The organism is Agarivorans sp. 2_MG-2023 (assembly GCF_030548085.1).
In the GTDB taxonomy this organism is placed as follows: domain Bacteria; phylum Pseudomonadota; class Gammaproteobacteria; order Enterobacterales; family Celerinatantimonadaceae; genus Agarivorans.
Window position 1 is genome coordinate 15,775 of record NZ_JAUORQ010000001.1, and the last position, 26,340, is coordinate 42,114.

The 26,340-nt window shown below is 44.4% G+C and carries 21 protein-coding genes and 5 tRNA genes; 14 read left to right on the plus strand and 12 right to left on the minus strand.

Going from position 1 to position 26,340, the window contains the following annotated elements:
- The first annotated feature begins 86 nt into the window (after positions 1 to 86).
- The gene (cysS, locus tag Q4549_RS00095) at positions 87 to 1,466 is read left to right on the plus strand and encodes a cysteine--tRNA ligase (protein ID WP_303553597.1); all 1,380 of its coding nucleotides are present in this window, start codon (positions 87 to 89) and stop codon (positions 1,464 to 1,466) included.
- A 45-nt stretch (positions 1,467 to 1,511) separates the two neighbouring features.
- Here the strand turns inward: cysS and Q4549_RS00100 are convergent, their stop codons facing one another.
- From Q4549_RS00100 to Q4549_RS00110, 3 genes are all read right to left on the minus strand, one after another.
- Positions 1,512 to 2,240, minus strand: coding sequence for an ABC transporter substrate-binding protein (locus tag Q4549_RS00100; RefSeq protein ID WP_303553596.1), 729 nt, complete (start codon positions 2,238 to 2,240; stop codon positions 1,512 to 1,514).
- 100 nt (positions 2,241 to 2,340) lie between these two features.
- Positions 2,341 to 3,198 carry a bifunctional methylenetetrahydrofolate dehydrogenase/methenyltetrahydrofolate cyclohydrolase FolD gene (folD, locus tag Q4549_RS00105; RefSeq protein WP_137675362.1) on the minus strand — a complete coding sequence of 286 codons (858 nt, stop codon included), beginning with the start codon at positions 3,196 to 3,198 and terminating at the stop codon, positions 2,341 to 2,343.
- Positions 3,199 to 3,341: 143 nt separating this feature from the next.
- Entirely contained in the window at positions 3,342 to 5,006 is a 1,665-nt protein-coding gene (locus Q4549_RS00110) for a putative transporter (protein ID WP_303553595.1), read from the minus strand.
- A 345-nt stretch (positions 5,007 to 5,351) separates the two neighbouring features.
- Between Q4549_RS00110 and Q4549_RS00115 the strand changes: the two genes are divergently transcribed.
- From Q4549_RS00115 to Q4549_RS00135, 5 genes are all read left to right on the plus strand, one after another.
- A tRNA-Pro gene (locus Q4549_RS00115) sits at positions 5,352 to 5,428 on the plus strand.
- A 46-nt stretch (positions 5,429 to 5,474) separates the two neighbouring features.
- Positions 5,475 to 5,551, plus strand: a tRNA-Arg gene (locus Q4549_RS00120).
- Positions 5,552 to 5,584: 33 nt separating this feature from the next.
- Positions 5,585 to 5,660, plus strand: a tRNA-His gene (locus Q4549_RS00125).
- Between the two features lie 43 nt (positions 5,661 to 5,703).
- Positions 5,704 to 5,788: transfer RNA gene (locus tag Q4549_RS00130), tRNA-Leu, on the plus strand.
- Between the two features lie 47 nt (positions 5,789 to 5,835).
- A tRNA-Pro gene (locus Q4549_RS00135) sits at positions 5,836 to 5,912 on the plus strand.
- Between the two features lie 361 nt (positions 5,913 to 6,273).
- Here Q4549_RS00135 and Q4549_RS00140 read toward each other — a convergent pair.
- Together Q4549_RS00140 and Q4549_RS00145 are read right to left on the minus strand one after the other, a co-directional pair.
- The gene (locus Q4549_RS00140; RefSeq protein ID WP_303553594.1) at positions 6,274 to 7,062 is read right to left on the minus strand and encodes a hypothetical protein; all 789 of its coding nucleotides are present in this window, start codon (positions 7,060 to 7,062) and stop codon (positions 6,274 to 6,276) included.
- Between the two features lie 280 nt (positions 7,063 to 7,342).
- Positions 7,343 to 7,849 carry a prepilin-type N-terminal cleavage/methylation domain-containing protein gene (locus Q4549_RS00145; protein ID WP_303553593.1) on the minus strand — a complete coding sequence of 169 codons (507 nt, stop codon included), beginning with the start codon at positions 7,847 to 7,849 and terminating at the stop codon, positions 7,343 to 7,345.
- A 396-nt stretch (positions 7,850 to 8,245) separates the two neighbouring features.
- Between Q4549_RS00145 and tig the strand changes: the two genes are divergently transcribed.
- The 3 genes from tig (at position 8,246) to clpX (ending at position 11,650) form a co-directional block, all read left to right on the plus strand.
- The gene (gene tig, locus Q4549_RS00150) at positions 8,246 to 9,547 is read left to right on the plus strand and encodes a trigger factor (RefSeq protein ID WP_137675366.1); all 1,302 of its coding nucleotides are present in this window, start codon (positions 8,246 to 8,248) and stop codon (positions 9,545 to 9,547) included.
- A gap of 88 nt (positions 9,548 to 9,635) precedes the next feature.
- The gene (gene clpP / locus Q4549_RS00155) at positions 9,636 to 10,259 is read left to right on the plus strand and encodes an ATP-dependent Clp endopeptidase proteolytic subunit ClpP (RefSeq protein ID WP_137675367.1); all 624 of its coding nucleotides are present in this window, start codon (positions 9,636 to 9,638) and stop codon (positions 10,257 to 10,259) included.
- A 113-nt stretch (positions 10,260 to 10,372) separates the two neighbouring features.
- A complete protein-coding gene (gene clpX / locus Q4549_RS00160; RefSeq protein WP_137675368.1) occupies positions 10,373 to 11,650 on the plus strand; it encodes an ATP-dependent protease ATP-binding subunit ClpX in 1,278 nt (425 codons plus the stop codon).
- Between the two features lie 58 nt (positions 11,651 to 11,708).
- Here clpX and Q4549_RS00165 read toward each other — a convergent pair whose 3' ends face one another.
- From Q4549_RS00165 to Q4549_RS00195, 7 genes are read right to left on the minus strand one after another with little or no spacing between them, the layout of a single operon-like run.
- Positions 11,709 to 12,314, minus strand: a complete 606-nt coding sequence (locus Q4549_RS00165) for a DUF938 domain-containing protein (RefSeq protein ID WP_303553592.1) — start codon at positions 12,312 to 12,314, stop codon at positions 11,709 to 11,711.
- Positions 12,304 to 12,669 carry a Na+/H+ antiporter subunit G gene (locus tag Q4549_RS00170; protein WP_303515359.1) on the minus strand — a complete coding sequence of 122 codons (366 nt, stop codon included), beginning with the start codon at positions 12,667 to 12,669 and terminating at the stop codon, positions 12,304 to 12,306. Before Q4549_RS00170 ends, Q4549_RS00165 begins: the two co-directional genes overlap by 11 nt.
- 9 nt (positions 12,670 to 12,678) lie before the next feature.
- Positions 12,679 to 12,948: a K+/H+ antiporter subunit F gene (locus Q4549_RS00175; RefSeq protein WP_137675140.1), complete on the minus strand. Its 270-nt coding sequence runs from the start codon at positions 12,946 to 12,948 to the stop codon at positions 12,679 to 12,681.
- On the minus strand, positions 12,942 to 13,442 hold the full coding sequence (locus tag Q4549_RS00180) for a Na+/H+ antiporter subunit E (RefSeq protein WP_137675141.1): 501 nt from the start codon (positions 13,440 to 13,442) through the stop codon (positions 12,942 to 12,944). Before Q4549_RS00180 ends, Q4549_RS00175 begins: the two co-directional genes overlap by 7 nt.
- Positions 13,442 to 14,953, minus strand: a complete 1,512-nt coding sequence (locus Q4549_RS00185; protein ID WP_303553590.1) for a monovalent cation/H+ antiporter subunit D — start codon at positions 14,951 to 14,953, stop codon at positions 13,442 to 13,444. The genes Q4549_RS00180 and Q4549_RS00185 overlap by 1 nt, the downstream gene beginning before the upstream one ends.
- Positions 14,953 to 15,306: a Na+/H+ antiporter subunit C gene (locus Q4549_RS00190; RefSeq protein WP_137675143.1), complete on the minus strand. Its 354-nt coding sequence runs from the start codon at positions 15,304 to 15,306 to the stop codon at positions 14,953 to 14,955. The genes Q4549_RS00185 and Q4549_RS00190 overlap by 1 nt, the downstream gene beginning before the upstream one ends.
- Entirely contained in the window at positions 15,306 to 18,101 is a 2,796-nt protein-coding gene (locus Q4549_RS00195; protein ID WP_303515351.1) for a monovalent cation/H+ antiporter subunit A, read from the minus strand. Before Q4549_RS00195 ends, Q4549_RS00190 begins: the two co-directional genes overlap by 1 nt.
- Before the next feature lie 196 nt (positions 18,102 to 18,297).
- Between Q4549_RS00195 and Q4549_RS00200 the strand changes: the two genes are divergently transcribed.
- From Q4549_RS00200 to Q4549_RS00220, 5 genes are all read left to right on the plus strand, one after another.
- Positions 18,298 to 18,708, plus strand: coding sequence for a DUF5329 family protein (locus Q4549_RS00200; RefSeq protein WP_303553589.1), 411 nt, complete (start codon positions 18,298 to 18,300; stop codon positions 18,706 to 18,708).
- Positions 18,705 to 19,610, plus strand: a complete 906-nt coding sequence (locus Q4549_RS00205; RefSeq protein ID WP_303553588.1) for a GyrI-like domain-containing protein — start codon at positions 18,705 to 18,707, stop codon at positions 19,608 to 19,610. The genes Q4549_RS00200 and Q4549_RS00205 overlap by 4 nt, the downstream gene beginning before the upstream one ends.
- A gap of 286 nt (positions 19,611 to 19,896) precedes the next feature.
- The gene (locus tag Q4549_RS00210) at positions 19,897 to 21,063 is read left to right on the plus strand and encodes a glycoside hydrolase family 5 protein (protein ID WP_303553587.1); all 1,167 of its coding nucleotides are present in this window, start codon (positions 19,897 to 19,899) and stop codon (positions 21,061 to 21,063) included.
- Positions 21,064 to 21,265: 202 nt separating this feature from the next.
- A complete protein-coding gene (locus Q4549_RS00215; protein WP_303557059.1) occupies positions 21,266 to 25,351 on the plus strand; it encodes an AsmA family protein in 4,086 nt (1,361 codons plus the stop codon).
- Between the two features lie 118 nt (positions 25,352 to 25,469).
- The gene (locus tag Q4549_RS00220) at positions 25,470 to 26,303 is read left to right on the plus strand and encodes an ABC transporter substrate-binding protein (protein ID WP_303553584.1); all 834 of its coding nucleotides are present in this window, start codon (positions 25,470 to 25,472) and stop codon (positions 26,301 to 26,303) included.
- Positions 26,304 to 26,340 lie beyond the last annotated feature (37 nt).

The following is a 26,340-nucleotide window of genomic DNA, read 5'->3' on the forward strand; positions in this document are numbered from 1 at the left end:
GCTTAAATCGGCTGTTTTTCCTTATCGGCGATGGTAGAATAGCCAGCTTAAGAATTTACCCGTAGATGGAACAGGAAAACAATTAGATGTTACAGATATACAATACCTTAACCCGCAAGAAACAAGCTTTTAGACCTTTAGAAGAAGGGAAAGTGGGTATGTATGTTTGTGGAGTGACCATTTACGATTACTGCCATATTGGCCATGCTCGCACCTTCGCCGCTTTCGATACCGTAGCTCGTTACTTACGTTGGTCAGGCTATGAATTAAATTTTGTACGTAATATCACTGATGTTGACGACAAGATTATCAAGCGTGCGGCTGAAAATGGCGAAAGTTGTGAAGCGCTGACTGAGCGTTTTACCGATGCTATGCATGCCGACTTTGATGCTCTAAATATGCTACGCCCAGATATAGAGCCAAGGGTAACCACCCACATGCCTGAGATCATTGAGGTAATCGAGAAGCTGATAGCTAATGGTCACGCATATGTAGCGGATAGTGGTGACGTATTGTTCGAAGTGAATACTTTTGCTGACTATGGAAAGCTGAGCTTGCAGAACCTTGAAATGCTGCAAGCCGGCGCGCGGGTAGAAGTAGAAGAAGATAAACGTAACCCCTTAGACTTTGTGTTGTGGAAAAGCGCTAAGCCGGGCGAACCAATGTGGGAATCGCCTTGGGGAAACGGTCGTCCAGGTTGGCACATTGAATGTTCTGCAATGAACATGAAGCACCTTGGTGATGTTTTCGATATTCATGGCGGAGGCTCCGATCTGGCTTTTCCTCATCATGAAAATGAAATAGCCCAGTCTTGCTGTGCCCATAAAACCAATTATGTGAACTATTGGATGCACTCGGGTATGGTGCAAGTAGACAAAGAAAAAATGTCGAAATCTTTGGGGAACTTCTTCACCATTAAAGATGTGCTAGAAGTGTACGACCCTGAGACGGTGCGTTACTTCTTATTGTCTGGTCACTACCGCAGCCAGTTGAACTATTCAGAAGATAATCTTAAGCAATCTCGTTCAGCACTAGAGCGTTTATATACCGCTTTACGCGGAGTTGAACTACAAGATATTGCGGGAGAAAAGGCCGAAGTTTACCGAGCGCAATTTAAAGCGGCGATGGACGATGACTTTAATACGCCAGAAGCCTTACCGGTATTGTTTGAGTTAGCCAAAGAGATTAACCGTGTTAAAGAAAGCGATGTGAAGTTGGCTGGGCAATATGCCAGTTTGTTACTTGAGTTAAGCAGTGTACTAGGTGTTCTTAACCAAGACGTAGATAGCTTTTTACAAGGTGAACATGATAGCGAAGTAGCTGAGATTGAAGCACTGATTGTTGCTCGTAATGAAGCCCGAGCAAACAAAGATTGGGCCGCTGCAGACATTGCGCGTAATCGTTTAAGTGAAATGGGCATTGTGCTAGAAGATGGAGCGGGCGGAACTACTTGGCGTAAGGCTTAAATAAAGTACACAAACTAACAAAAGGGCAGCTTAGGCTGCCTTTTTTTACATCTGGTATTTGTCTAGCAGGCGTTGATACTGCTCGGTGGCTGTGACTTTTGACAGTGCTTGGCGAAATCGTTCTAAATACTCAGGGTCTGTGCCTTGGCTAAAGGCGTAACAACCTTCAAGTTTTCCAAGTGGATAAACTGATTCAAACAACTCTTCTTCAAAACCTAAAGCCGCAGCGGTTTGGTTAATTACTTCTGGTTCAGACGCTATCACGTCAACTCGCTCACGCTTTAACATTCGTAGAGCTTTCTCAAGATCATCAGTTAACGATATCTGTTCAAACTCTACACCTTTATAAAGCAACAACTGTTCACCAACACCGGCTTTCATTGCGCCATATAAAATCTTTGAGTCAGAGCCAACTTCGTCTATTTCTATGGCACGTGACTTTAAGGCAATTAACTCGATATCAGAAGTGGTGATTGGGCAGGCCCAATGAAACATGTGTTCTCTACGCGGGCTACGCATAGTCAAAAACAAGGCCATATTAGGCCGATGTTGCAGTAAGTAGTAGGCTTTTTCCCAGGTTTTTACTTTAATTGGTTGCGGGTCTTCGCCCATTTCTTGCCAAACTAAGCGCAGTAATTCAACCGAAATACCGGTTAGGTGAGCGTCCTCAACGTAGTTAAAAGGGCGGAGGTTTTCCGTTACAAAATTAATTGTGGTCGCCTTAGAGGCTAAGGGCAGTAACAAGCAAATTGCCAATAAGTAACGGCCGAACATAAGCTATCCTAGTCAAGTTCCTTGTTTAAAATTAGCTTACTTTTGACTAAGTTGCATTAGAAAAGGCGAATACTTTGAGTAAAGTACTCGCCAGTTTTAACTATTGGTCGTGGAACTCTTCGCAGGCTTCTAAGGTATTTTGAATCAAGGTGGCTACAGTCATTGGGCCAACGCCGCCCGGTACAGGCGTAATAAACGCTGCGTTTTGACGCGCTACTTCGTACTCAACATCGCCGGCTAGTTTTCCGCTATCTAAGCGATTAATACCCACATCTATCACCATTGCACCGGGCTTAATCCACTCACCAGGAATAAATTGAGGTTTGCCAACGGCAACTACCACTAAATCAGCGCGGCGAACGTGTGCTTCTAAGTCTTTAGTGAAGCGGTGACATGTAGTGGTGGTACAACCTGCGAGTAATAGCTCTAAGGTCATTGGGCGACCCACAATGTTCGATGCACCAACCACTACGGCTTCTAAGCCATAAGGGCTTACACCGGTAGATTCGATTAGCGTGATAATGCCTTTAGGGGTGCATGGGCGCAAAGCGGGAATGCGCTGGGCTAAGCGGCCAATATTGTAGGGGTGAAAGCCATCAACGTCCTTATCTGGGCGGATACGTTCAACCACTTTGGTTTCATCGATGCCTTTTGGTAGCGGTAGTTGAACTAATATACCGTCTATTAGTGGGTCATCGTTTAGTTTGTCAATCTCTGCTAATAGCGTTAGCTCATCAGTATTGTCATCTAAATCGATTGATTTAGAAATAAAGCCAACGGCTTCACATACTCGGCGCTTACTGCCTACATATACTTGAGAGGCGGGGTTATCACCCACCAAAATTACCGCGAGTCCAGGAGCACGTTTTCCTTCAGCGACTCTTTGCTTTACCCGTTCAGCAACCTTATCTTGAACTTGCTGGGCTATTTTTTTTCCATCAATTATTTGTGCAGACATTGATTCTTCTTTAACGAATGATTGGCGATGTTAGAGGGCGCTATTTTGGCATGATAGGCGAAAAAATGTCAGATTTTTTTGAAGAGAATTGTGGCTTTATTAGTCACGGAATGAAAAAGCCCGCATTAAGCGGGCCTTTAAGATTACGCTGCTACCCAAAGCAACACGGCAATAACCTGGGGAGATAAGATGCGTAAACACATCACCAAGGGGTAAACGGTGGCATAAGCAAGCGCAGAAGCGCCTGAAGTGCTGTGAATTGAGTTAGCAAAAGCTAAGGCTGGTGGATCGGTCATCGATCCTGCCATTAAGCCACATAAACTGAGATAGTTAACTTTAAGTATGTAACGACCAATAAACCCAATGATTAACAATGGGATTAAGGTGATAAACGCGCCGTAGAACATCCAACTTAAGCCGTCACCCTCTACTAAGGTTTCAATAAAGTTAGCGCCTGAGTTAATTCCTACCACCGCTAAGAACAACACAATACCTATTTCTCGTAAGGCCAAGTTGGCACTCGGTGGCATAAACCAATATAAGCGACCTATGCTACCGATTCGGGCTAATATAATGGCTACAATTAGCGGCCCACCGGCTAAACCGAGTTTAAGAGGGGCTGGCAAACTTGGAATAGCCAAAGGCATAGAGCCTAACAATACACCCAAACCAATACCGATAAAGATAGGTAGCATTTGCACGTGTTGTAGCTTACTGCGCACATTACCAAGGCTTTTTGCCACTTTTTCGATGTCTTCACTGGGGCCGACAATATTTAGAATGTCACCAAACTGTAAGATGGTGTCTTTGTTGGCAACTAGCTCCACACCGGCACGGTTTAGCCGAGAAATGATAACGTCAAAACTGTGTTTTAAATCGAGTTCACTAAGCTTTTTACCAAGAATACGTTCTTCAGTAACCACCACCCGTTCACTTCGAAGTAGTGTACCTTTGGTGGATAATGACTCGCTAATTTCCTGGCCAATAATCAATGTGGCCTGGTCTAATTTAATCCGGCTGGGCCCAACTAAATGCAGGTAGTCGCCTTTGTGCATTAGCATGTCGGGACTAGGGACTTTAAGCTCGCCATCAGATTTAACTCGCGAGCAAATAACATCTTCACCAATAAGCTTACTTAAATCAGCAAATGCTAAGCCATTCAAATTGGGGTTTTCAATGATGACATTGATGTCTAATAGGCTTTGCTTCTTTTTACCTTTAGCGTTGTCAAATTCTTCAGCTTCTTTATCTATATCTATTCTAAAGGCTAAGCGAATAATCCACATCGTTAGTAAGATGCCTAGAATGCCGAAGGGGTAAGCCATGGCGTAACCCAAACCAAGCACAGTGGTGTCCTCGGTTGCCATGCCTAGCTCTTGCAGTATTTGCTGTCCGGCCGCTAAAGAGGGGGTATTGGTTACTGCGCCACTATATATACCTAAAAAGACATTTAAAGGAAGATCGAAGATATAATGCAAGGCTACGGCGGTCACACCGCCAAGCAATACAATGCCAACGGCGAGCAAATTAAGCCTTAGTCCACTGGCTTTTAAGGAAGCAAAGAAACCAGGGCCTACTTGAATACCAATGGTGTAAACAAACAGAATAAGGCCAAATTCTTTAATAAAGTGCAGGGCATGGGGGTCGAGGTGCCAACCAAATTGCTTAATAAAGTGGCCAACAAATAAGCCGCCAAATAATACGCCGCCAATGCCTAAGCCAACACCGCGAATTTTTAAGCCACCAAACCAAAGGCCAATAACAGCCACGGCCGACAAGACCAAGATGGATAACGCTACATCACTCATGAGATTCCATTCCAACTGTAACAATTGAGTTGTATTTAATGTGTGTTTTATAAAACAGCCAAAGACTACTACTTTAGTCGTATTAGCCTTTTGATTTGGATTAACAAATAACAATGATCTTAATAATCACTTGTTGCGTTTAGAATGAGGAGAGTGCTGTAAGCTCATCTAACCTTTATAGAAGGTAAGTTGATGATAAATGGAGCGCGATACTGTCGAAAACTACTCAATTTGGCTATGCTGTAACCAATCGGTAAATAAGCGTTAAAAACTGTTTGACGCTGACCATCCAAGTGGGTAGTATTCGCCTCCGTTGAAGGGCACAAAGCAGTGCTTTAAACAAATCGGTGATTAGCGCAGCTTGGTAGCGCATCTGGTTTGGGACCAGAGGGTCGGGAGTTCGAATCTCTCATCACCGACCAAATTTTAAAGCCTAGTGTTTACACTGGGTTATTTGACGCTAAAGATGCGCCCTTAGCTCATCTGGATAGAGCAACGGCCTTCTAAGCCGTAGGTAGTAGGTTCGAGTCCTACAGGGTGCGCCAAATATGTGCTTTAATTAGCACGAAAAGTTTGTGGTGGGTATAGCTCAGTTGGTAGAGCCCCGGATTGTGATTCCGGTTGTCGTGGGTTCAAGCCCCATTACTCACCCCATTATTCGACTACATTGCCATAGCAATGTTGCCAAAATAGTTTTGCGGAAGTGGCGGAATTGGTAGACGCGCTAGATTTAGGTTCTAGTATCGCAAGGTGTGAGAGTTCAAGTCTCTCCTTCCGCACCATTATTGGTGTAAGCGTAGGTAACGCTTAAAACATACCAACAAGTTTTCGGTGATTAGCGCAGCTTGGTAGCGCATCTGGTTTGGGACCAGAGGGTCGGGAGTTCGAATCTCTCATCACCGACCACTACATGAAGCCTCGTCAGCAATGACGAGGCTTTTTTGTATCTATAAGCTGCGATGGCGAGGATTCAGGCATAAAGTCGGGCGTTCGCTTTTAAACTTTGCTCATCACAGATCACTAGATAAAGCCTTGTCAGTAATGACGGGGCTTTTTTGTATTTGTTACTCAGTATTTACCACTCATAACTCTCATCATGTGTTATCAGTTAACTCTCAGTAAATAAACTTGTTCCGGTAAAGCGTTCTTAATATTCGATCCGTCTATCTAGACGTATTTCATCTACTCCATTGAGGTTTATGTATTATTTGTGGGCTTAGTGTAAAAAGCTAAATCAGCCCTTAGGCTGATTTAGTGACAAATTGTGTTAAACAAATCGTTTACGATTAACACTGCTTAATAGTATTAAACCAATACCAAATATTGCCAGTGTAGCGGGCTCATCTACAGCGTATATTTGCATTTCGCCGGTGATGCTGACATCTCGAAACGCTGCCGTTGAATCACCTGTATAAAGGATCTCTTCCCCTCCGGCGATATTAAAATCCCAGCGCCAAGCTACGTCGCGACCTTGCTCCCACAAGTCATATATAGAAGTGATAGTATCGTTTGCTTTAATATTGAAAAAGCTTGTGGCTAAGTCGCTATCAACAGTGTCGTCATACCAGTCATAGTTGAATAAACCATCTATATGGCTATTACCTACTTCTAGGTGGCCACCGGTGACCAGAAGCTCAGCAATTTTGTGGGTTTCTCCGTTTAACTTATTGTGAAGGTGGAAACCAAAGGTTTTATAGTCGTCGTAATATGATACGCCGTTAGCATAGCCTCCTGAAACACCTTCGTATTCGAGGTCTAGCACCCAATCAGTGCCTAAGCCTTGTGTATCCAGACTAGCCGTATAGGGTAATAAGCCCATTAGACCGCCCGTGCCATCATTGCTAAATTGAGAGTTGTCATTGTGCTTACAAATCGTACCTACACAGCTACCCCCTGTTAAAGTGGATTTCGATTCGCTAACAACGCTAAGCGCTGATGCGCCATCAGTTAATCGCGAGTTATCAGCAAATGGGTCTAGGTAGATAGTTGCAGCAAAGCTAGTAAATGATGTGCTAGCAAACAATGCAGTAGCGATTATCTTTTTGTACGTTTCCATGGTCTATATCCTTTTAATTTTTCAGTTGTTTTATATCCTTACAAATACTGCGTGATTACAAGTGCATTAAGCGCGCCAAACCCACAAGTGATTGATTTGTCACTAGTGGCATGACCTTTTGATGATTGTTTTGTGATTAGTGTATAAGATGCTGACATTAAAAATGGTTTGATGTTTCTTGTGTGTTGCGGTGGTGTTAACTGATATGGTTTTTAGTTGAGCTGTTTGGCTGTTGAATTAGTGAGAATATTTAGGCCTTTAAGGAAGCCGTTTAAGGCAACTAACAGCCGTTAGTGATTAAATCGTATTGCGGAGGTGTAGTATCACTACTGGCTTGAGTATATTGAAAATAGCAATTGTCGTCGGTGACTTGGCCGTTATCGTTTCTATCGTAACCTAGGTAAGTAAAAGCAATCCCTTGTTCCTGTAGTACAAAGGTATCGTCAATATCAATACGCTTAGTAATGTCGGTATTGTCTAAATAGCGCCATTTTAAGCGCACGTCTGGGCTATCGGGGTTAAACACATCAAAGTTACCATCACCATCCATATCAACGTCGATTAAATCTTCACGGTTGGCGACTTGCTGGGCAACATAGCTGGGCATATAAGATTTTAGTGTGAGTAGGTCGTTAGCGGCCTTAACGCTTACCTTGATCTGTTCGATAGTTTTAATCCGCGCGTCGCTGGAAAGGTTTAAGTACTTGGGGGCAGCGGTAACCGCAAGAATGCCAAGAACAATAATCACCACAACTAACTCGATTAACGTAAAACCTTGGTTCTTCATCTATCCCTAATAATTGCACTTGGTTTATTGGGGGAGAGTATAAAAGCTAGTAATCGCCTTGCCTAGTCTTCTAGAGTCGTTGGTCTATTTTTGTGCGGCTGAGCTAACAATAAGCAAGCAATCTATCATTTAGCGCCAAAGGTTTATTTTACGCGTTTTGGGGTTTGTGCGTTTAAAATCGCCAAACGGGTATGCGTAGCAGCAAATATTTACGCGATATCTGTGATTATCGAGCAAACAGCCTCGACCTTGACTGAAACCATGGCTATAATGCGGCGTTTTGAAATTATGGGCCCTTATTCAAGGACAGCTAGTTCGCAGTAGTGAACAGCTAAACTCCCATTGTTTACGTAAGTAAATTGTCAGCAGGGTGCTGACTATAGCCGAGGTAATAAAATGCAGGTTTCAGTAGAAACAACTCAGGGCTTGGAGCGTCGTGTTACGATTTCGATTGACGCTGCGCAAATCGAACAGCAAATTGAGCAAGCGCTTAGTCAAGAATCACGTCGTGCTCGCATCGACGGTTTCCGCCCTGGTAAAGTGCCAGTAAGCGTAATTAAGAAGCGTTACGGTGCTGCGATTCGTCACGATGTGACTGGTCAAGCTATGCAACGTTCATTCTACGAAGCAATCATTCAAGAAAAACTAAACCCAGCAGGTGCACCAGCACTTCAGCCTGGCGACACCAAAGATGGTGAGTTTAGTTTTAGCGCTACGTTTGAAATCTTCCCAGAAGTTGAAGTTTCTGGACTAGATGCAATCGCAGTTGAGAAACAAGTTGCTACAGTAAACGAAAAAGATGTTGATGCAATGATCGACACTTTACGTAAGCAACAAGCTACTTGGAAAGAAACCAAGGGCATGATTAAAAACGAATTCCGCGTAAACCTAGACTTCTTAGGTAAAATTGACGGTGAAGAATTCGAAGGCGGTAAAGCAGAAGGTTTTGACCTAGCTATGGGCGCTGGTCGTATGATTCCAGGTTTTGAAGATGGAATCATGGGTAAGAAAACTGGCGAAGAATTCACTATCGAAGTGAACTTCCCTGAAGATTACCACGCTGAAAACCTAAAAGGTAAAGCGGCTACTTTCGATATTAAATTAAACAAAGTAGAGAAGCCTGAACTTGCAGAAGTTAACGAAGAATTCGTTAAACTATTCGGTATTGAGTCTGGTGAACTAGACGCACTTAAAGCTGAAATCCGCAAGAACATGGAGCGCGAGCTAGAGCAAACGCTGAAAGCGGGTGTTAAAGAGCAAGTGTTAGCTGGCCTTATCGAGCAAAACGAAATTGACGTGCCTGCGGCACTAGTATCTCAAGAAATTGAGCAGCTACGTAAGCAAGCTATGCAACGTTTTGGTGAAAATGCACAAAATGCTCCTGAGCTTCCTGATGAGTTATTCACAGAGCAAGCGCAACGTCGCGTACGCACTGGTTTGCTACTAGGTGAGTTAATTAAAGTTAACGAACTGAAAGCTGACGATGAAAAAGTTAAGCAACATATTGCTTCTTTCGCATCTGCTTACGAAGATCCAACAGAAGTTTTAGAGCACTATGCTAAAAACGAAGAGTTGATGAACAACGTTCGTAACGTAGTGTTAGAAGAACAAGCGATTGAATTTGTACTTGATAAAGCAAAAGTAACTGAAAAAGAAGTCGCTTTTGACGAAATTATGAACAAGCAAGGTGCAAACTAAGGTCTAATTTGACTTAGCCACCTTTATCTCGCATATAATGGCTCGTATGTACTACATACGAGCCATTTTTTTAAGGAAGAGCGCATCAATGTCTAAAGAAGTTAATCAGTCTGCATTCGACCCCATGGCGGCTTTGGTGCCAATGGTTATTGAGCAAACCTCTAAAGGGGAGCGCTCTTTTGATATTTATTCTCGACTACTAAAAGATCGAGTTATCTTTTTAACTGGCCAAGTGGAAGACCACATGGCTAACCTCGTGGTTGCTCAGTTGCTATTTTTGGAATCAGAGAGCCCAGAGAAAGATATCTTTATCTATATTAATTCGCCGGGCGGCTCTATTAGCGCTGGCATGGCAATTTACGACACTATGCAGTTTATCAAACCAAATATTAGTACGGTTTGTATGGGAATGGCGGCCAGCATGGGCGCATTCTTACTGGCTGGTGGCGCAAAAGGTAAACGTTACTGTTTGCCAAATGCTAAAGTAATGATTCACCAACCTTTGGGTGGTTATCAAGGTCAGGCATCTGATATTGAAATTCACGCAAATGAGATCATTAAAACAAAACGTCGTATGAACGAGTTGTTAGCCGAGCATACCGGACAAAGTTTTGATACTATCGCTGCAGACACCGATCGCGATAACTATATGACGGCTGAACAAGCCAAGGAATATGGTATCGTCGACGATATTTTTGCACGTCGTGAATAATTAGTATTGTTTCACGGTCTGTACAGATAGAGCATAGTGAAAATAGCATTCTTAGCGGATTGATTTACACTGTAGATAAGAGCTAAGAGTGCTACATAGTTTGAGGTTAACGAATGACAGATAAGCGCAAGGGTGATGGAGATAGCAGCAAGCTGTTGTATTGCTCCTTCTGCGGTAAAAGCCAGCATGAAGTGAGAAAGCTGATTGCCGGTCCCTCCGTCTATATTTGTGACGAATGTGTTGAGTTATGTAACGACATTATTCGAGAAGAAATAAAAGAAATATCGCCGAAAAAAGAAGGCAATGCCTTACCTGTTCCTAAAGAAATTAGGGAACACCTTGATGACTACGTTATTGGCCAAGACCATGCTAAAAAAGTATTAGCGGTAGCGGTGTATAACCACTACAAGCGCTTGCGTAATGGTGATGTAGCCGACGGTATCGAGTTAGGTAAGAGTAATATCTTACTGATTGGTCCAACAGGTAGTGGTAAAACACTGCTAGCTGAAACGCTGGCTCGCCTGTTAGATGTGCCATTTACAATGGCCGACGCCACCACATTGACCGAAGCAGGTTACGTGGGCGAAGACGTAGAAAACATTATTCAGAAATTACTGCAAAAATGTGATTACGATGTTGAGAAAGCCCAACGCGGTATTGTTTACATCGATGAAATTGACAAAATTTCTCGCAAGTCAGATAACCCATCGATTACTCGTGATGTATCTGGTGAAGGTGTACAGCAGGCCTTGCTCAAGTTAATCGAAGGTACGGTTGCATCAGTGCCTCCTCAAGGCGGGCGCAAGCATCCTCAGCAAGAGTTTTTGCAGGTAGATACCTCTAAAATCTTGTTTATCTGTGGCGGCGCATTTGCCGGTTTAGATAAAGTGATTGAGCAACGTGCTTCAACCGGTACTGGTATTGGCTTTGGCGCAGAAGTAAAAGGCGAAGCGGATAAGAACTCGTTAAGCGAGACCTTCTCTAAAGTTGAACCAGAAGACTTAGTAAAATACGGTCTTATTCCTGAGTTCATCGGCCGTTTACCAGTGGTTGCTACGCTAACAGAGTTAGATGAAGACGCCTTGATTCAAATCTTAAGTGAACCTAAAAACGCGCTAACTAAGCAATATGGTGCCTTGTTCAAACTTGAAGATGTTGAATTAGAGTTCCGTGAAGACGCATTACGGGCGATTGCTCATAAAGCTATGGAACGTAAAACCGGTGCTCGTGGTCTACGTTCAATTGTTGAGGCTGTACTGCTTAATACCATGTACGACTTGCCATCGATTGATAACATTTCTAAAGTGGTTATCGATCAAACGGTTATTCAAGGTGAGAGCGATCCTATCTTGATTTATAGCAATGAAGATAAAGCCGCTAGTGCTGATTAATCAGTATTCACGCTAAATAAAAAGCCAGTCTAAAGACTGGCTTTTTTGTACCCGGTGTTTAACGTTTTTGCCATACCAGCAAGAGGTTGTTTGCTGGCATGTCAATTTGCTCGCATAACTCTAGCCTACCAAGCGCTCCCCAGCTTATCAGCTCCTCAATGTCTCGTAGGCCGCCGTAACCTCGTTGTTGCAGCATCTGGTCAAATGCTTGATTACTTTGGCTGCTGTAAGCGCCTGCTTGCTTAAATGGCCCGTAATGAAAGAAGTAGCCGTTAACGGGCAAGCCTTTTCCAATGGCTGAATACATCTGTTGCACAATGGTTGGGCTCATTATGTGCGCGGTATTTGCGGTATACACTGCATCACATTCGCAAGGCCAGCAGTCTTGGCCAATTTGGTAATTAAGCGGTTGAGTTTGGCGGTTTAACTCAAAGTAGCTGTGCCAATATTCAATGGCTGCTAAGTTGGCTTGTTGATCTGAGCACTGCCAGTGGAGATGCGGACAGGCTTTAGCAAAATATGCCGCATGTTGGCCTGTGCCTGTGCCAATCTCTAATACTCGTTGTGACCTTACTAAACGAGGTGCTAACTGGCTGAGTATAGCCTGTTTGTTATTCTCGGCCGCTTGGTTAAAAAACTCAGCGGGGTGTCGATTAGTCTTCATCAGGCGCTTTATGTAAATAGGCTTTTGCCGAGAGCTCTTTATTATAAGTGTCTTCTTTTAGCTTCACTTTATACTGCAGGCCAGCTTTGGCTAACATGTGTGCAGCAATCGGCGCAGTAATAAATAAAAACATCGTGATGAGAAATTCTTTTAAGTTCAACCGGCCTAAGTCGAAACTAAAATACACCATAGAGGCTATTAGGATACAGCCTACTCCCAAAGTGCTAGCCTTGGTTGGGGCATGCAAACGGGTGAAATAATCAGGAAGTTTAGCTAGCCCAATAGAGCCAATCAACATGATAATAGCGCCAAGCACTAGCAGAATACTAACCACAATTTCTAATATATTGGTCATCGCTTAGTCCTATTCTATGATGTCGCCGCGAAGCAAGTATTTACAAAAGGCGGCGGTACTTACAAAGCCTAATAACGCAATTAACAAAGCGCTTTCGTAGTAACTGGTCGTGCCTTGATAAAGCCCAAGTAAAATAATTAGCGCGATGCTATTTATGTACATGGTATCTACTGCGATGATTCTATCGGGAGTTGTTGGCCCAACAATTAAACGCCAAGCATTTAGCGCCAGAGCGATACAGATTAAGCCGCTAGCAAACAAAGTGGCATAACTTAACATTGGAATATCTCCTTAATCGGCGCTTCATAGCGTTGCTTGATCTGAGCAATTAGCTTTTGTTCATCTTCTAAGTGCAATACATGCACATAAAGCCATTGCTTATCATCAGATAGTTCAACACTACAAGTACCAGGTGTAAGTGACACACTACTGGTGAAAATGGTCAGTGGCAGTGGTTCGCTAATGGTAATTGGTACGGCAATAAACGCTGGTTTTAGGTGGCGATTACTTTGTAGCACGCGTTTGGCGACTTCGAAGTTGGAGACAATGATGTCTTGTACCAAGCGCAGCAAATAGAGCAGTACCTTTAGCGGGTTTTTAGCCACTGGTTCTTTTTCGCTAAGGGGGGCAACAATCCAAGGAATAACGATGGCAAACACCGCTCCAAGTACCATGTGGCCGCGACTAAACTCATGCAGTATTTGCCAGACTAACCAAAGCAACAAACTGTGGTAGGGAGTAGGGAACCAAACAAACTTACTTTTCTTACTCATTATTTGGCTACCTCATTAAGTTGTTGCAAACTCAAACCTGCGTTGAGCTGCTCGGCAGCTAATTGTGCGTAATCGCTGATAGGCCCTCCAAAAATCACCATCAGTGGCAACAATGCAACCAAAATACCAATGGCTAAGTACTGGATAGGACTTCCTTGCAGTGCGGTGGTGTTTTCACCACTGGTTCGCCAGAACAATGAAGTACCCGCGCGCGACAAAGCAATTAGCGAGATCAGTCCGGCGCCTAAAATGAGTGACCAAATCCAGGCCATTTGCTTAGTGTCAGTTACCGATTGCAGTATTAAGGCTTTACCCACAAAGCCAGACAGCGGTGGCATGCCAATCAAGGCAATAGCCAGCAACGCAAATACAAAACCTAACTTAGCAGATTGCGGCATCGCTCTAGCGGTAACAAAGCGGTCTTCAGCTTTGCCTCGTTGTTGTTGAATCAAGCCCGCGAGTAAAAACATCGCTGCACAAGCTATCGTACTGTGTACTAAGTAGTAAATGCCGGCTGTGCTAGCTTGTACGCTGTTTAAAGTAATTGTTACTAACAAGGTGCCAACCGAAACTATCACTAAGTTGCTACATAAAACCCTTAAGCTTTGGCTCGCTAATACCGAAATCGCACCAATAGCTATAGTAGCCAGTGCTATCGGCCATAGCCATGGCAACGCGATGTTAGCCAGTTCGCCAGCTTGGTTGCCGAACATTACCCCATGAACGCGCCAAATGCTGTATATGCCTACTTTGGTCATAATCGCAAATAGAGCTGCTACCGGCGCGCTGGTATTTGCATAAGCCTTAGGTAGCCAAAAGTGCAGTGGCAGCATCGCAGCCTTTAAGCCAAATACTGCAAGCAATAGCAATGCGCCAGATTTGGTAATCATCAGCTCATTATTAGAAAGATGAGGGATCTTGTCGGCCATATCGGCAAAGTTCAGGGTGCCTAAGGTGCCGTAAAGGGTGCCTAAAGCAAACAAAAATAATGATGAGCCAATAAGGTTTAGGAATACATAATGTATGTTTGCCTGAACCCGTTGTTTGCCCCCACCGTGGATCATCAGTGAGTATGAAGCAATTAATAGCACTTCAAAAAACACAAACAAGTTAAAGGCATCGCCAGTTAAAAATGCTCCGTTAATCCCCATTAGTTGGAACATAATTAAGGGGTGAAAGAAGGCCCCGTTTTTATCTTCACCAGCACTTGCGTAAAGGATGACGGTAAGCCCTAAAATAGCGCTTAAGGCGATCATTAACGCTGAGAAAGCATCAGCAACTAACACAATGCCAAATGGAGCAGACCAGTTACCCAATGCGTAAACTTGAATACCAGTACTTTGCACTTTTATTAGCAGCATCGCGGCTGCTATTACCATTAATACACTGGTAGCAATAGTGAATACGCGTTGTTTATTCAGCGCACTACTAATGCTAGGGAAGAGCAAAATAACCCCGGCAAAAAATGGCAGCAGGATAGGAAAAATAACTAAATGATCTAATAAACTCATTAGGCTTTATCCTCCCGCGCCAGTGGGTCTACAGGGTCATCACCATCAACGTGGTCATTGCCTAAGTCTGCGCGTCCACGCATTGCTAAAATCACCGCAAATGCGGTCATGGCAAAACCAATCACAATGGCGGTAAGCACTAAAGCTTGGGGGAGTGGATCAGCATAGTTTTCTGAGCCATTAAGTACCGCTGGCGAACCAATGGTTAAACCACCACTGGCAAATAAAAATAAGTTAACGGAATAAGACAGCAAGGTAAGCCCAATAACCAAGGTAAAAGTATGTCCACGTAGCATCAAAAATATGCCACAGGCACTCATAAATCCTACACACACCGAGTAAACGAGTTCCATTATCTTACTCCTACGGTGAGGCGTTCTTTGGTGGTGAGCTTGCCTAAGTTGGCTAAAATCAACAATGTTGCTCCAATAACGGTGAGGTAAACGCCTAGGTCAAATACCAAGGCACTGGTTAATTCAAACTTACCTATCCAAGGGAGCGAGAAGTAATCGAACCACGAGGTTAAGAAAGGTCGTCCAAAGGCCCAACTGCCTAAGCCGGTAATTGCAGCGGTTACCAAACCAATGGCGATAAAGTAGTGGTAACTTACGCTTACTCGTTTGGTCATCCAATCTACGCCATGCGCCAAGTATTGCTGAATGAGAGCGATGGAGGTGATCAGTCCAGCGATAAAGCCACCGCCAGGTAAGTTATGACCACGCATGAATATGTAGGCCGAAATCAACAAGAATAGCGGTAACAAACTCTGTGAAATAACCGATAGAAGTACCGGGTATTTATCGGTGGCCCACAAGCGACCATCGTGATCCTTGGTGCGCATTGACAAACGCATGCGCGCAATCAGTTTGTAAATACCTAAGGCGGCAATACCCAATACGGTAATTTCACCAAAGGTATCAAAGCCCCTAAAGTCCACCAAGATTACGTTAACCACGTTAGTCCCACCGCCGCCGGTTTTAGCGTTAGCGATAAAGAACTCTGAAATGCTATCGAGCGGGCTAGTCATCAGCGCAAAACAAATACTCCCAATGATACAGCCGATTAAAGAGGCTACCGCCAAGTCTCGAACAAAGTGGCTGGGTCGGCTTTTACTGGTAGGGGTGTGTTGGGGGAAAAAGTACAAGGCCAGTAGTAATAAAATCACCGTTACAATTTCTACCGACAGCTGAGTTAAGGCTAAATCTGGGGCTGAGAAGTAAGCAAAAGTAATTGATACCACTAAACCCACTAGCGACAACATGAGCAAAGCAATTAAACGATAGTGGCTCCAAATTACCGTCGCTAGCGAGCCCGCTACAAGCAATACAGCGGCAATGGCTACAGCACCGTTTAGCGGGTATTCCGCTTGAGAGCCTCGAGTTGTATCCAAATCTAATAGTGGTGGGGCAATTAAGGCTAAGGCAAAAAAGCATAACCAAAAGGCGTAACGCTGCAGCGAGCCAGATTCTAAGGTTTGATTCACTTTTTGTGCCCAGCGCACGCAGGCTTGAATTGCACCTTCAAATTTTATTTTGGCATCAATGGCAGGGAACAAACCTTCAAACCTAAACAAGGGCTTACGGTTTAAGTAAATCGCCAATCCACCGGCAATCGCTAAGCCACTCATCAGTAAAGGAACGTTGAAACCGTGCCATATCGCCAAGCTAAATTCAGGCAATGGATGGTTTAACACCGCTAACGAAGCACTATCTAGCAATGGCCCCACGGTGTAGGCAGGGAAGATACCGACGACTAAACACAGGGCAACTAATATTTCTACCGGCACGCGCATGTAACGAGGTGGCTCGTGCGGCGTTTTGGTTAAACCTTTAGGTTCACCGTTAAAGAATACATCGTGAATAAAGCGCAGAGAGTAGGCAACCGCAAATGCACCGCCAATGGTGGCTAATACCGGAATTAACCAAGACAAAGATCCTAAAATGCTTTGGTCGAGAGTCTCGGTAAAAAACATTTCCTTGGATAGGAAACCATTGAGTAGCGGCACCCCAGCCATAGAGGCAGAAGCAACCATGGCTAAAGTGGCAGTAATCGGCATGTACTTCCATAAGCCATTGAGTTTACGCATATCACGCGAACCTGACTCGTGGTCAATAATACCGGCAGCCATAAACAACGAGGCCTTGAAGATAGCGTGGTTAATAATGTGGAATACCGCGGCAATTGCAGCCAACTCCGTATTCAAACCCAGCAGCAATACAATTAAGCCCAAATGGCTAATGGTTGAATACGCCAGTAAGCCTTTTAAGTCGTGCTTGAATAAGGCTGTATAGGCGCCTAGTAGTAAGGTAAATAAACCGGTTAACGATACCACCACAAACCATACTTCGGTGCCTGCTAGCACAGGGTAGAAGCGCGCAAGTAAGAAAATACCGGCTTTTACCATGGTAGCCGAGTGCAAGTAAGCACTTACCGGAGTGGGCGCTGCCATGGCGTGTGGCAACCAAAAATGAAAGGGGAATTGCGCCGATTTAGTAAATGCACCAAGTAAAAACAAACTTAGAATAGCTATGTAATAAGGGTGTTGTTGCACAAGTTCTGCGCTGTTAAGCACCACATCTAGTTGGTAACTACCGACAACTTCGCCTAATAAAACAATACCCGCTAACAAGGCTAAACCACCGGCCCCAGTAATGGTTAAGGCCATACGAGCGCCTTTACGCGCGTCACTACTGTGCGACCAAAAACTGATCAGCAAAAACGAGCTAATGCTAGTGAGCTCCCAATAAAACCAGAGCTGCAGCATGTTGTTCGACATAACAATGCCTAGCATTGCCGTCATAAACATAATTAGGTAGCAATAAAAGCGGCCCATATGGTCTTTTTCAGACAAATAATAACGGGCGTACAAGATAACCAGTAAACCAATGCCTAAAATGAGCAGGCTAAATAACACCGACAAACCGTCTAGGCGAAAGGAGAGGCTAAGCCCCAGCAAGGGGATCCAGTCAATGCTTTGAGTAAAAGCCTGCCCATCAAGCACCGCTGGTAAATCAAATAGAATTAAGCCTAGAGCTAATGCAGGAAGTAAAGCGGTAGCTAAAGCACAGGTGCTGCGATTAAATTTATTGGTTAGCAAGGGAATGATAATCCCTAGCATGGGTAAGAAGGGTACCCAAAAATAGTGCATTTTGGCTTAGCTCCGGTCGCTAATTGTTTGGTAATTATGAAAAATAATAGTCATTAATTGAATGAATATCCACGCTTTGTTGAGACTAGTCTACTTAAGTTACCGCTGTAATTATACGCTTGTTTTTGGGCTTGAGCTTAGGGGGGGAGAGACATAGACTATTGAGTAATCAACAATAAAATTATGGCTTTACTCGATGTTGAACAAGATTTTATATAGTTTTGCTATTTTGTGGCTGAGCCTACATGCTCAAATTGGCGCAAGCGCTGACTTAGAAAAATCAAGCTGGCCTCTGCAGCAAGCAAGAATAGAGGCCTTGTTACACAGCATTGAACAAACTGATTTGGTGTTTATTCGCAACGGATCTGAGCACAATGCGGAACAAGCGGGTGCCCATTTACGCATGAAGTTAAAACGCGGACAAAGCAGTTGGTTTGCCCCCAGCAAAGAAAAATGGACTGCTGAAATGTTTATCGACAAACTGGCCACTAAATCCTTTTTGAGTGGAAAAGCCTATATGATTCGCTTGGCCAACGGCGATCAAGTTCCCTCTGCTACTTGGCTATATCAGCAATTAGCGGTATATGATCAGCAGGCTACACGATGAGTAAAACCAACTACCACCAAAAGTTTGTGCCGGTTATTCGCTATTTAGAGAAAAACTATGATCAAAATCTCAATCTAGATGAAGTGGCCAAGCTGGCTCATTTATCTCCTTATTATTTTCATCGCATTTTTAAAGCGGTCACCGACGAAACTCCGGCAGATTTTCTACGCCGTTTAAAACTAGAAAAAGCAGCGAGTCAGCTCTTCTACCATAAAGAACCCGTTACTAAAGTAGCTTTAGATTTTGGTTTCTCTAGCTCTCAAGCTTTGGCTAAAGCCTTTCGAAGTTATTTTGCCATTAGCCCTAGCGCAGTCAGAAGCTGCAAAGATATGGATACCTACACGCAATTGCTACGAGACAGCAAGATTGGACACCTACTGCGCAACAATGGACACGCTTTAGAACACGCCTCGCAATATGCTAGCTCTGCAAATCAATCAAGGAGTGTAGCAATGAAAACTGAACATTTTGACCAAAAAACTTTAGCTTACGTTCGAGTCACCGGCCCCTATGGCGAAGGCTACGATGTTGCCACTGAAAAGCTATATGGCTGGGCAGGACCATTGGGATTAGCCAAGGGTGAATCAATATTCATTTATCACGATAACCCTGAACTGACCCCTGCGGATAAATGCAGAACTGATGTTTGTTTAGCTGTGCCAAGTGATGTAAATCCTCCCGCGGGCATAGAGTTACAAACTTTACCGAGTGGCCAATACGCCAGTATTCGCAAAACGGTGACCGAGAACAGCCAATACGCTTTGTTCTGGCAGCAACTCATGACCCAAGTGGTTAAGGCGGAGCTTACCGTAGATAATCGCCCCTGTTTCGAGCTATATCATCACTATGATATGGATAGTCACCATGCCGACGTGAGTTTTTGTACTTCAGTAAAATTGTAAGCCAAGCATGTGCTTTTGAGTTCATTTTTGCAGTCCTTCGGGGCTGCTTTTTGTTATTACGTATCTGTCGTTAAATATCCATGCTGGTGGTGAATCTGTATTTGAGTGTGTTTTGTCACATGGCCTCACGTAAGTACTGAAACAAACTAGCGTGTAAATTCATCTTCAGAATGAATTTGTGAGTGCCTACAAGTTATCCTCAAACAGTTGGTTTTTTTACTATTTATATACATTTATTCTGGTTAGCCTAAGTCTGGAAAATAAGTGAGCGAAGGAAAGCAAGACCATGGGAAACCTAAAGAAATTAGTTTTAGTTGGAATGTTTAGTAGTGCAACTGTCATGCTCAGTGCTTGTGGTGGAGAAGGAAGCTCTATTGGTGCACCTAGCGATGCTGAAGTAGAGCTAGACGCCAGCTACTACACCGATACCTATGGTTGGAATGCCAGTGGCGGTATGGCGCAAACTCAACTTGGCCGTGGGTTAAATTTAGGTAACTATTTGGAAGCACCAAATGAAGGTGAATGGACCGGTGGCCGCTTGCTGGTAGAGCAAGATCTACAAATCATCGCCGATGCAGGTTTTAAAACCGTGCGAATACCGGTGCGCTGGTCGAATCATGCAGGCGAAAACACCCCTTATCAAATTGATACCAGCTTTATGGCTCGAGTTAAACAAGTGGTGGGTTGGAGTTTAGCGGCTAACTTAAAAGTGGTGCTAAACGTACATCACTACGAAGAAATGATGAACGATGGCCAAAACCAGCAAGAAAACCACATACTGCGTTTAGTGGGCATGTGGGCGCAAATTGCCGAGGCTTTTCCACTTAGTGAGTATGATGAAGACAGCCTTGTCTTCGAATTACTGAACGAGCCAAACGGCACCATTGGCTACGATGACTGGAATGACATTATCGGGCGACTCACACAGCTAATTTGGACCACCATGGCCGATGAGCAACATAATGGTACAGAGCAGCGCACCATTATGATCGGCACTGCTAACTGGGGCCATCCAGACGGGTTAACTCAACTCGATTTACCCAGCAGCGTAAGCGCTGATAACACCATTATTACGGTGCATTACTACGAACCTTTCCATTTTACCCACCAAGGAGCTGATTGGGTTCAAGGGGCTGACGAATGGATTGGCACTCCATGGTTGGGTACCGCATCCGATCAACAACCGCTTATTGATTTGTTCGACCGAGTAACCGCTTGGAACGCAGGAGCGGGTAGAGGTTTCGAAATCTTCATGGGTGAATATGGTGTGTTCTCACAATATTCAGATCCTGATCATCAACGCGCCTGGACAGCATTTATTGCTCGTGAAGCAGAGAAACGCAATATTAGTTGGGCTTACTGGGAATATGCCTCTGGTTTTGGAGCCTATGATCCAGAAGCTGGAGAATGGCGCAGCGCCTTAATTGAAGGACTCATTCCCGCTCAACCGTAGTGTTACCCGCTATTGCCTAGCCGCCCTCCGGCTAGGCAAACGTAGTTTACCCCGCTAATTGTCTTTTTTCGTTTGTTCACATTATCTTATTGCTAATCAAGCACTATAGTTTCTGTATCTGTTAAGAATATAACTTTCAAATTCAAGCCATTAGCCGCTCATACCAAATGGTTTATATGTCCTGTTATTAGTGAAATTAGTGATGAAAATGACGCGTTGGTTAAAGCGAAGCCTTATTAGCTTTGCGGTTTTGTTAGGCATTTTGCTACTTCCCATTGTTTTGTTAGTGGTGGGCATAAAAGTAGAAATTGGCGATAGTCGCCAGTTCGTCACCAACTTACTGTCTGAGCAATTGCAGCGTGATGTGCAAATAAGCGGCGAGATTAATTTGGAGCTGTCTTTTAGACCAGCAATAAACGTAGAACAAATTGAAATAGCCAACCCCAGCGGCTTTAGCGAACCCTACTTTGCTCAAGTTCGCCAAGCCAGTGTGCAAATAGAAGTATTACCGTTGCTTCGACGCCATCTGCAAATCGACCAAATTCTATTAGATGGTTTTTATCTCGAGCTAATACGAGCAGAAAGCGGGGAAAACAATTGGCAGTTTGCGGCCTCTAATACCTCTTCTCAAGCCACATCAGCAAAAAAAACTAGCAGTGAGCAAACTCAAGAGGGGCGTTTTTCGTGGCAAGGGATTAACTACAGCTTCGACATTAAAGAACAAATTCTGATTAGTGATGTCAGCATTAACTACCGTGACCAAGCTGCCGAAGCAGTACTTAACTGGCACCTAGAAGAATTAAAACTCACCTCTATTGATAGCGAAACGCTGGCCATGACTGCTTACGGCAGCATGTTAGATGAATCGTATTCTGTGGATTCAACATGGCAGTTAGAGCCCTTATTGCAAGGCCGCGCTGGCGATATTGCGTTAAACATGCAAGTGGCCGACGCCAAGTTAGGCCTTAGTGGCAAACTTGCCCCACAGAGCGACCAAAACAGCTATATGGAGCTGAACGTAGATTGGCAAAATGCACAATCTATTGGTCGTTTGTTGGGGGATGATCTAGCGCATCTTGCACCAATAAAGCTGGCCACTCGCTTTGATGGAAAGCCTGGTCAATATAGCTTATCCCCCATTAGTGCTCAGCTTGCCTCAAGCATTTTTAAAGGAGAGCTTGCGTTAAGTGGCCAAGAGCCCCTAGAGATTAACGGTAAGTTGAACATTGATAAGATTGATTTAGCGCCTTGGTTGGCAGAGTTACCAGATGAGACGGCTAGCAAACCGTTAGCAGACAATGAACTACCGCAAGTTAATTCGGCCGAACCGCAAGCGCAATTGGCTGGCGCTCAAAACGCCGAGCCTGAAGAAGAAACCTTGCCGTTATTGCAGATTATTCGTTATTGGTTTAATCAAGCTAACGCTGATTTATCCTTAACTATTGGCAGCATAGAAGGGCTTCCACAAGAAATAGCAAATGTTAGCGTTGGCCTTAAGGTTGAGGGCGAAAGTTTAAAAGCACCCCTGCGGGCAGTGGTAGACGATATACGTTTCCGCGGCAATCTGAAAGCTAGCATTATAGACGATAGTTTAAATACCTCTATGCGCTTAGTCGCGCAAAAATCCCCATTAGATAAACTCGCCAGTCGTATTCCCATGCTTGCGGGTAGCACCGGTAGTATTGGGCGCTCGGTACTAAGAATAAGTGCCAAAGGCACTACCGTGGCAGAGCTTTTTGCTAATAGTCACTTCAATTACAACATTGAAGATAGCCAAATGCTATTGCCTGCTGGCACTGCCTTCAACATTAAACAAGCCAGTTTAACGGCGAGTGTCGATAGTGAAGTCAGCATTAATATCGACGGCATATTATTAGATATTCCGGTTAAGGCCGAGCTTAAAACCAGCCCGCTGCGGGCGATGCTAAATGAGCAAGCTTGGAATGTGAATATGCAACTCGATTCCCCTGCAATTGAAATGCATTTAGCCGGCGAATTGCCCAACGGGAAATGGCAAGATGGTGCGAGTTTAAGTGTGAATGCTAATGGCCCTCGCATAGGTTTGTTAGCACCGTGGCTAGGCGTAGATAAAGATGCACAAGGTGCAATAAAGCTTGCCCTAGATATGCAATTGGCGCGCGGAGAGTCTTCATTGCGTATTCGCCAACTACAACTTGCCGATAGCCAAGGCGCTATACAGGCATCATGGAATAAAGCCAAAACTGAACAAGGCTTAATTAGCATTACCTCTGATTGGCGAAAGATAGATGTGGAGCAGTTGAGCGCTTTGATGCCAAGTGCCGAGGCTTCTGAACTCACCGTCGAACAAACACCAATAAACCAAGCTGACTCGACCAGTGATGCTAAGGCCGCCGGAATAGATCTTCGTTTGCCAATATTGCCTCAGGGCTTTGCCATTCACGATGCTGATTTGGCGATAAGCATTAACAAATTGTTACTGGGTGATCATCAACTAGAAAACGTGAGCTTTTCGGGTTTAGCGCGTGATGGTTGGCTGCAAAAAGCGCCGTTTAGTGCCGAATTTGCTCAAAGTAAGTTTTCTGGTAATGCAGTATTAGACTTACGTTCATCACCATTAACGCTAGATTTTGCTGTTGCATCTAAGCAGCCAAATATCGGCCAATTACTTAAACAGTTTAATATTGCCGAACAAGCTGAGATTCGTTTAGACAAAGCAGAATTCAATTTAGCCTTAAGTGGCGATAACATTGCCCAACTGCTGGCGAGTACCGAGCTAAGTGCTAAGTTAAGCGGTGGATATTGGACATTGGTAGATCCAAATACCCAAGCCAGTGCGCGAGTAGAACTGAGCGAGGGCAGTGTGAGTGCAAGCCCCAACAAACCGTTGCAGCTAGCGCTAAACGGCCAGTTAAAGCAGTTGCCACTAGCACTGTCTATCCGCACCTTAAGTTTGGCAGAATTTACTCAAAAACCAGATGCTTTACCTATTGAATTAGACCTAGATTTGGCTGAAGTAGCCTTACACGCTGAGGCCAAATTACCTCGGCCCATTTCTTTGCAAAATCTTAGTTTAGCGGTAGACATAAGCAGCCCAAAACTGAGTTTATTAGATAGCCTTCATGGCATTCAACTGCCACCCTTTGGCCCAATTAAATTAGCCGGTGAGCTGGTGGTTAGCTCTCAAGGTTATGCAATAAACAATATGCTTTTGTCAGTGGCAGAGAGTGAGCTAAGTGGAGCTGCTAGCTTAGTCACCACTGGTGCCAAACCCATGTTAGACATTGCGATCAGTGCCAATAATATTCAGCTAGACGATTTTAAAACAGGCGGTTGGCAAGGCTGGGCAAATGATACAAGTTCTGAGTCACCGGCAAGGCCTGAGTCCGCCTTAAAGACATCGGACCAACAAGCCGCCACAAATCCAGAAACCGAGGAAAGTGCACAGGCTATGTTGAGTCAGCAGGTGTTTGAACAGCTAAATGCCAAGTTTCGTTTAGACGTAGAGAAGGTACAGTCGGGAGATGATTGGTTAGGACAAGGTAAATTGTATTGGACCTTACAAGATGCGCGTTTTCAATTAGCACCCCTGTGGCTGGCCTTACCTGGAGGGGAGATCCACTTAAGTGGCGAACTTAGTACCCAAGGCGCGGGTTTTTACAGTGAGTTAACAGCCAAAGTTGAAAACTTTGATTACGGTTTGCTGGCGAGGCGAATTAAACCCGATACCGAGATGAACGGTGAGGTAAGTGTCCATTTAGATGTAAATAGCCGTTTTGAAACGCCACAGCAATGGCTAGAAAACATGAACGGGCAGGTGGGTTTTGGTGTGTGGCCGCAACAGTTTGAAGCAGGCATTATGGATTTATGGGCGGTGAGCTTAGCTAGCGCAGTAGTGCCAGAATTAGACGATTCAGAAAAATCAGTCCTCAATTGCGTGGTGGCAGTATTTGATAGTAAAGATGGCCAGTTAGCCCAAAACGTATTGCTTGCGGATACTTCTCGTATGCGAGTACTGGGCGAAACCCAAGTAGACTTCGACCAGCAACAGGTCAATATGATCCTGCGGCCACAAGCCAAACGGGCGCAAATATTTGGCTTGTCTACGCCTGTTCAAGTGAGCGGTAGCTTTGAAGACTTTAAGATTGGCGTAGCTAGTGGCGGACTTATTGGCACTACTCTGCGCTTTGTTACCAGCCCAGTGGTATCGCCATTACGCTGGATTGTAGAAGCGCCGTTAGACGCCGATGGCAGCGAGCTGTGTAGGCAAGCTTGGCAGCAGGCTAAGCAGGAAAACGCTGCAGAGTAGCCATTGACGAGGGTGGATATCTTAATTTGTGCGTTGCTTCATAAGCCCAGTGCTATTGAGTTGCGAACTTAATGTTAGTGGCTAGGCTTATTACAGCGCTCTCATAAAAAGGATCTCTATGCGATTGTTTGAAGGATTGAAACGCCCCGCATTAAGTATTGCTATTGCCGCTTGTTTATCTTTTCCAGCCCTTGCCGAACTCTCTATCTGTAACCGGCTTACGGTAACTGGCAATGCCGAATACCCACCTATATTGTGGCGCGACCAAAACAACCCTGGTCAGCTAACAGGCCTAGCCATAGAGCTGTTAGAACTAGCATTAATGGACACTGGTATTAAAGTTGACGCTAAAGACCGCGGAGTATGGGCTCGCGCCTTACAAGAAGCAAAACATGGCGAAGTAGACATGTTAGCCGGCGCGTTTTTAACCGAAGAGCGGCAAACTTACATGGATTACATAGTGCCGCAGTTTAGTGATGTACCCAGTGTGGTTTGGACAAAAAAAGGTAAAGAGTTTGATTACCAAAAATGGGAAGACCTATTAGAGCTGCGAGGCGGTACGCTAATAAATAATAGCTTTGGCCAAGACTTTGACAGCTATTCGAAAAAGAATTTAGCCATTCTTACCAGCGCCACAGCTGAACGTTCGTTCGCTATGTTATTGGCAGAGCGTTTTGATTATGTGCTGTACGAGCTTTATCAAGGCTTAGCCATTTTGGAATCGGCGGGGCTAAAAGGCCAAGTGACTCCCTTAGAAAGCCCTATTTCAGTAGAAGGGCTCTATTTTACTTTTTCAAAAAAATCAGGCTGTAATAGCGAGGCATTGCGCCGGCATTTAAGTGAGCGGGTAGCCCAGCTATCGGAGTTTGGTACCTTTGAACGTTTGTTTGATAAACACATGCAAGAGTGGCTTAAGCAGCAGCAACACCAAGGGGTTACTCCAGAAAACTAAGAATGGTTGTTTGTGAAAAATGGCACAGCACAGTACT

What these genes read in the sequence shown, in the direction of transcription:
- cysS (WP_303553597.1), top strand. Translation starts at nt 87, where the DNA reads ATGTTACAGATATACAATACCTTAACCCGCAAGAAACAAGCTTTTAGA.
- Q4549_RS00175 (WP_137675140.1), bottom strand. Translation starts at nt 12,948, where the DNA reads ATGTTAAGTTATGCCACTTTGTTTGCTAGCGGCTTAATCTGTATCGCT.
- Q4549_RS00220 (WP_303553584.1), top strand. Translation starts at nt 25,470, where the DNA reads ATGCGATTGTTTGAAGGATTGAAACGCCCCGCATTAAGTATTGCTATT.
- Q4549_RS00100 (WP_303553596.1), bottom strand. Translation starts at nt 2,240, where the DNA reads ATGTTCGGCCGTTACTTATTGGCAATTTGCTTGTTACTGCCCTTAGCC.
- Q4549_RS00140 (WP_303553594.1), bottom strand. Translation starts at nt 7,062, where the DNA reads ATGGAAACGTACAAAAAGATAATCGCTACTGCATTGTTTGCTAGCACA.
- Q4549_RS00190 (WP_137675143.1), bottom strand. Translation starts at nt 15,306, where the DNA reads ATGGAACTCGTTTACTCGGTGTGTGTAGGATTTATGAGTGCCTGTGGC.
- Q4549_RS00145 (WP_303553593.1), bottom strand. Translation starts at nt 7,849, where the DNA reads ATGAAGAACCAAGGTTTTACGTTAATCGAGTTAGTTGTGGTGATTATT.
- Q4549_RS00215 (WP_303557059.1), top strand. Translation starts at nt 21,266, where the DNA reads ATGAAAATGACGCGTTGGTTAAAGCGAAGCCTTATTAGCTTTGCGGTT.
- Q4549_RS00210 (WP_303553587.1), top strand. Translation starts at nt 19,897, where the DNA reads ATGGGAAACCTAAAGAAATTAGTTTTAGTTGGAATGTTTAGTAGTGCA.
- Q4549_RS00180 (WP_137675141.1), bottom strand. Translation starts at nt 13,442, where the DNA reads ATGAGTAAGAAAAGTAAGTTTGTTTGGTTCCCTACTCCCTACCACAGT.
- Q4549_RS00165 (WP_303553592.1), bottom strand. Translation starts at nt 12,314, where the DNA reads ATGAAGACTAATCGACACCCCGCTGAGTTTTTTAACCAAGCGGCCGAG.
- tig (WP_137675366.1), top strand. Translation starts at nt 8,246, where the DNA reads ATGCAGGTTTCAGTAGAAACAACTCAGGGCTTGGAGCGTCGTGTTACG.
- folD (WP_137675362.1), bottom strand. Translation starts at nt 3,198, where the DNA reads ATGTCTGCACAAATAATTGATGGAAAAAAAATAGCCCAGCAAGTTCAA.
- Q4549_RS00205 (WP_303553588.1), top strand. Translation starts at nt 18,705, where the DNA reads ATGAGTAAAACCAACTACCACCAAAAGTTTGTGCCGGTTATTCGCTAT.
- Q4549_RS00185 (WP_303553590.1), bottom strand. Translation starts at nt 14,953, where the DNA reads ATGAGTTTATTAGATCATTTAGTTATTTTTCCTATCCTGCTGCCATTT.
- Q4549_RS00200 (WP_303553589.1), top strand. Translation starts at nt 18,298, where the DNA reads ATGTTGAACAAGATTTTATATAGTTTTGCTATTTTGTGGCTGAGCCTA.
- Q4549_RS00170 (WP_303515359.1), bottom strand. Translation starts at nt 12,669, where the DNA reads ATGACCAATATATTAGAAATTGTGGTTAGTATTCTGCTAGTGCTTGGC.
- Q4549_RS00195 (WP_303515351.1), bottom strand. Translation starts at nt 18,101, where the DNA reads ATGCACTATTTTTGGGTACCCTTCTTACCCATGCTAGGGATTATCATT.
- clpP (WP_137675367.1), top strand. Translation starts at nt 9,636, where the DNA reads ATGTCTAAAGAAGTTAATCAGTCTGCATTCGACCCCATGGCGGCTTTG.
- Q4549_RS00110 (WP_303553595.1), bottom strand. Translation starts at nt 5,006, where the DNA reads ATGAGTGATGTAGCGTTATCCATCTTGGTCTTGTCGGCCGTGGCTGTT.
- clpX (WP_137675368.1), top strand. Translation starts at nt 10,373, where the DNA reads ATGACAGATAAGCGCAAGGGTGATGGAGATAGCAGCAAGCTGTTGTAT.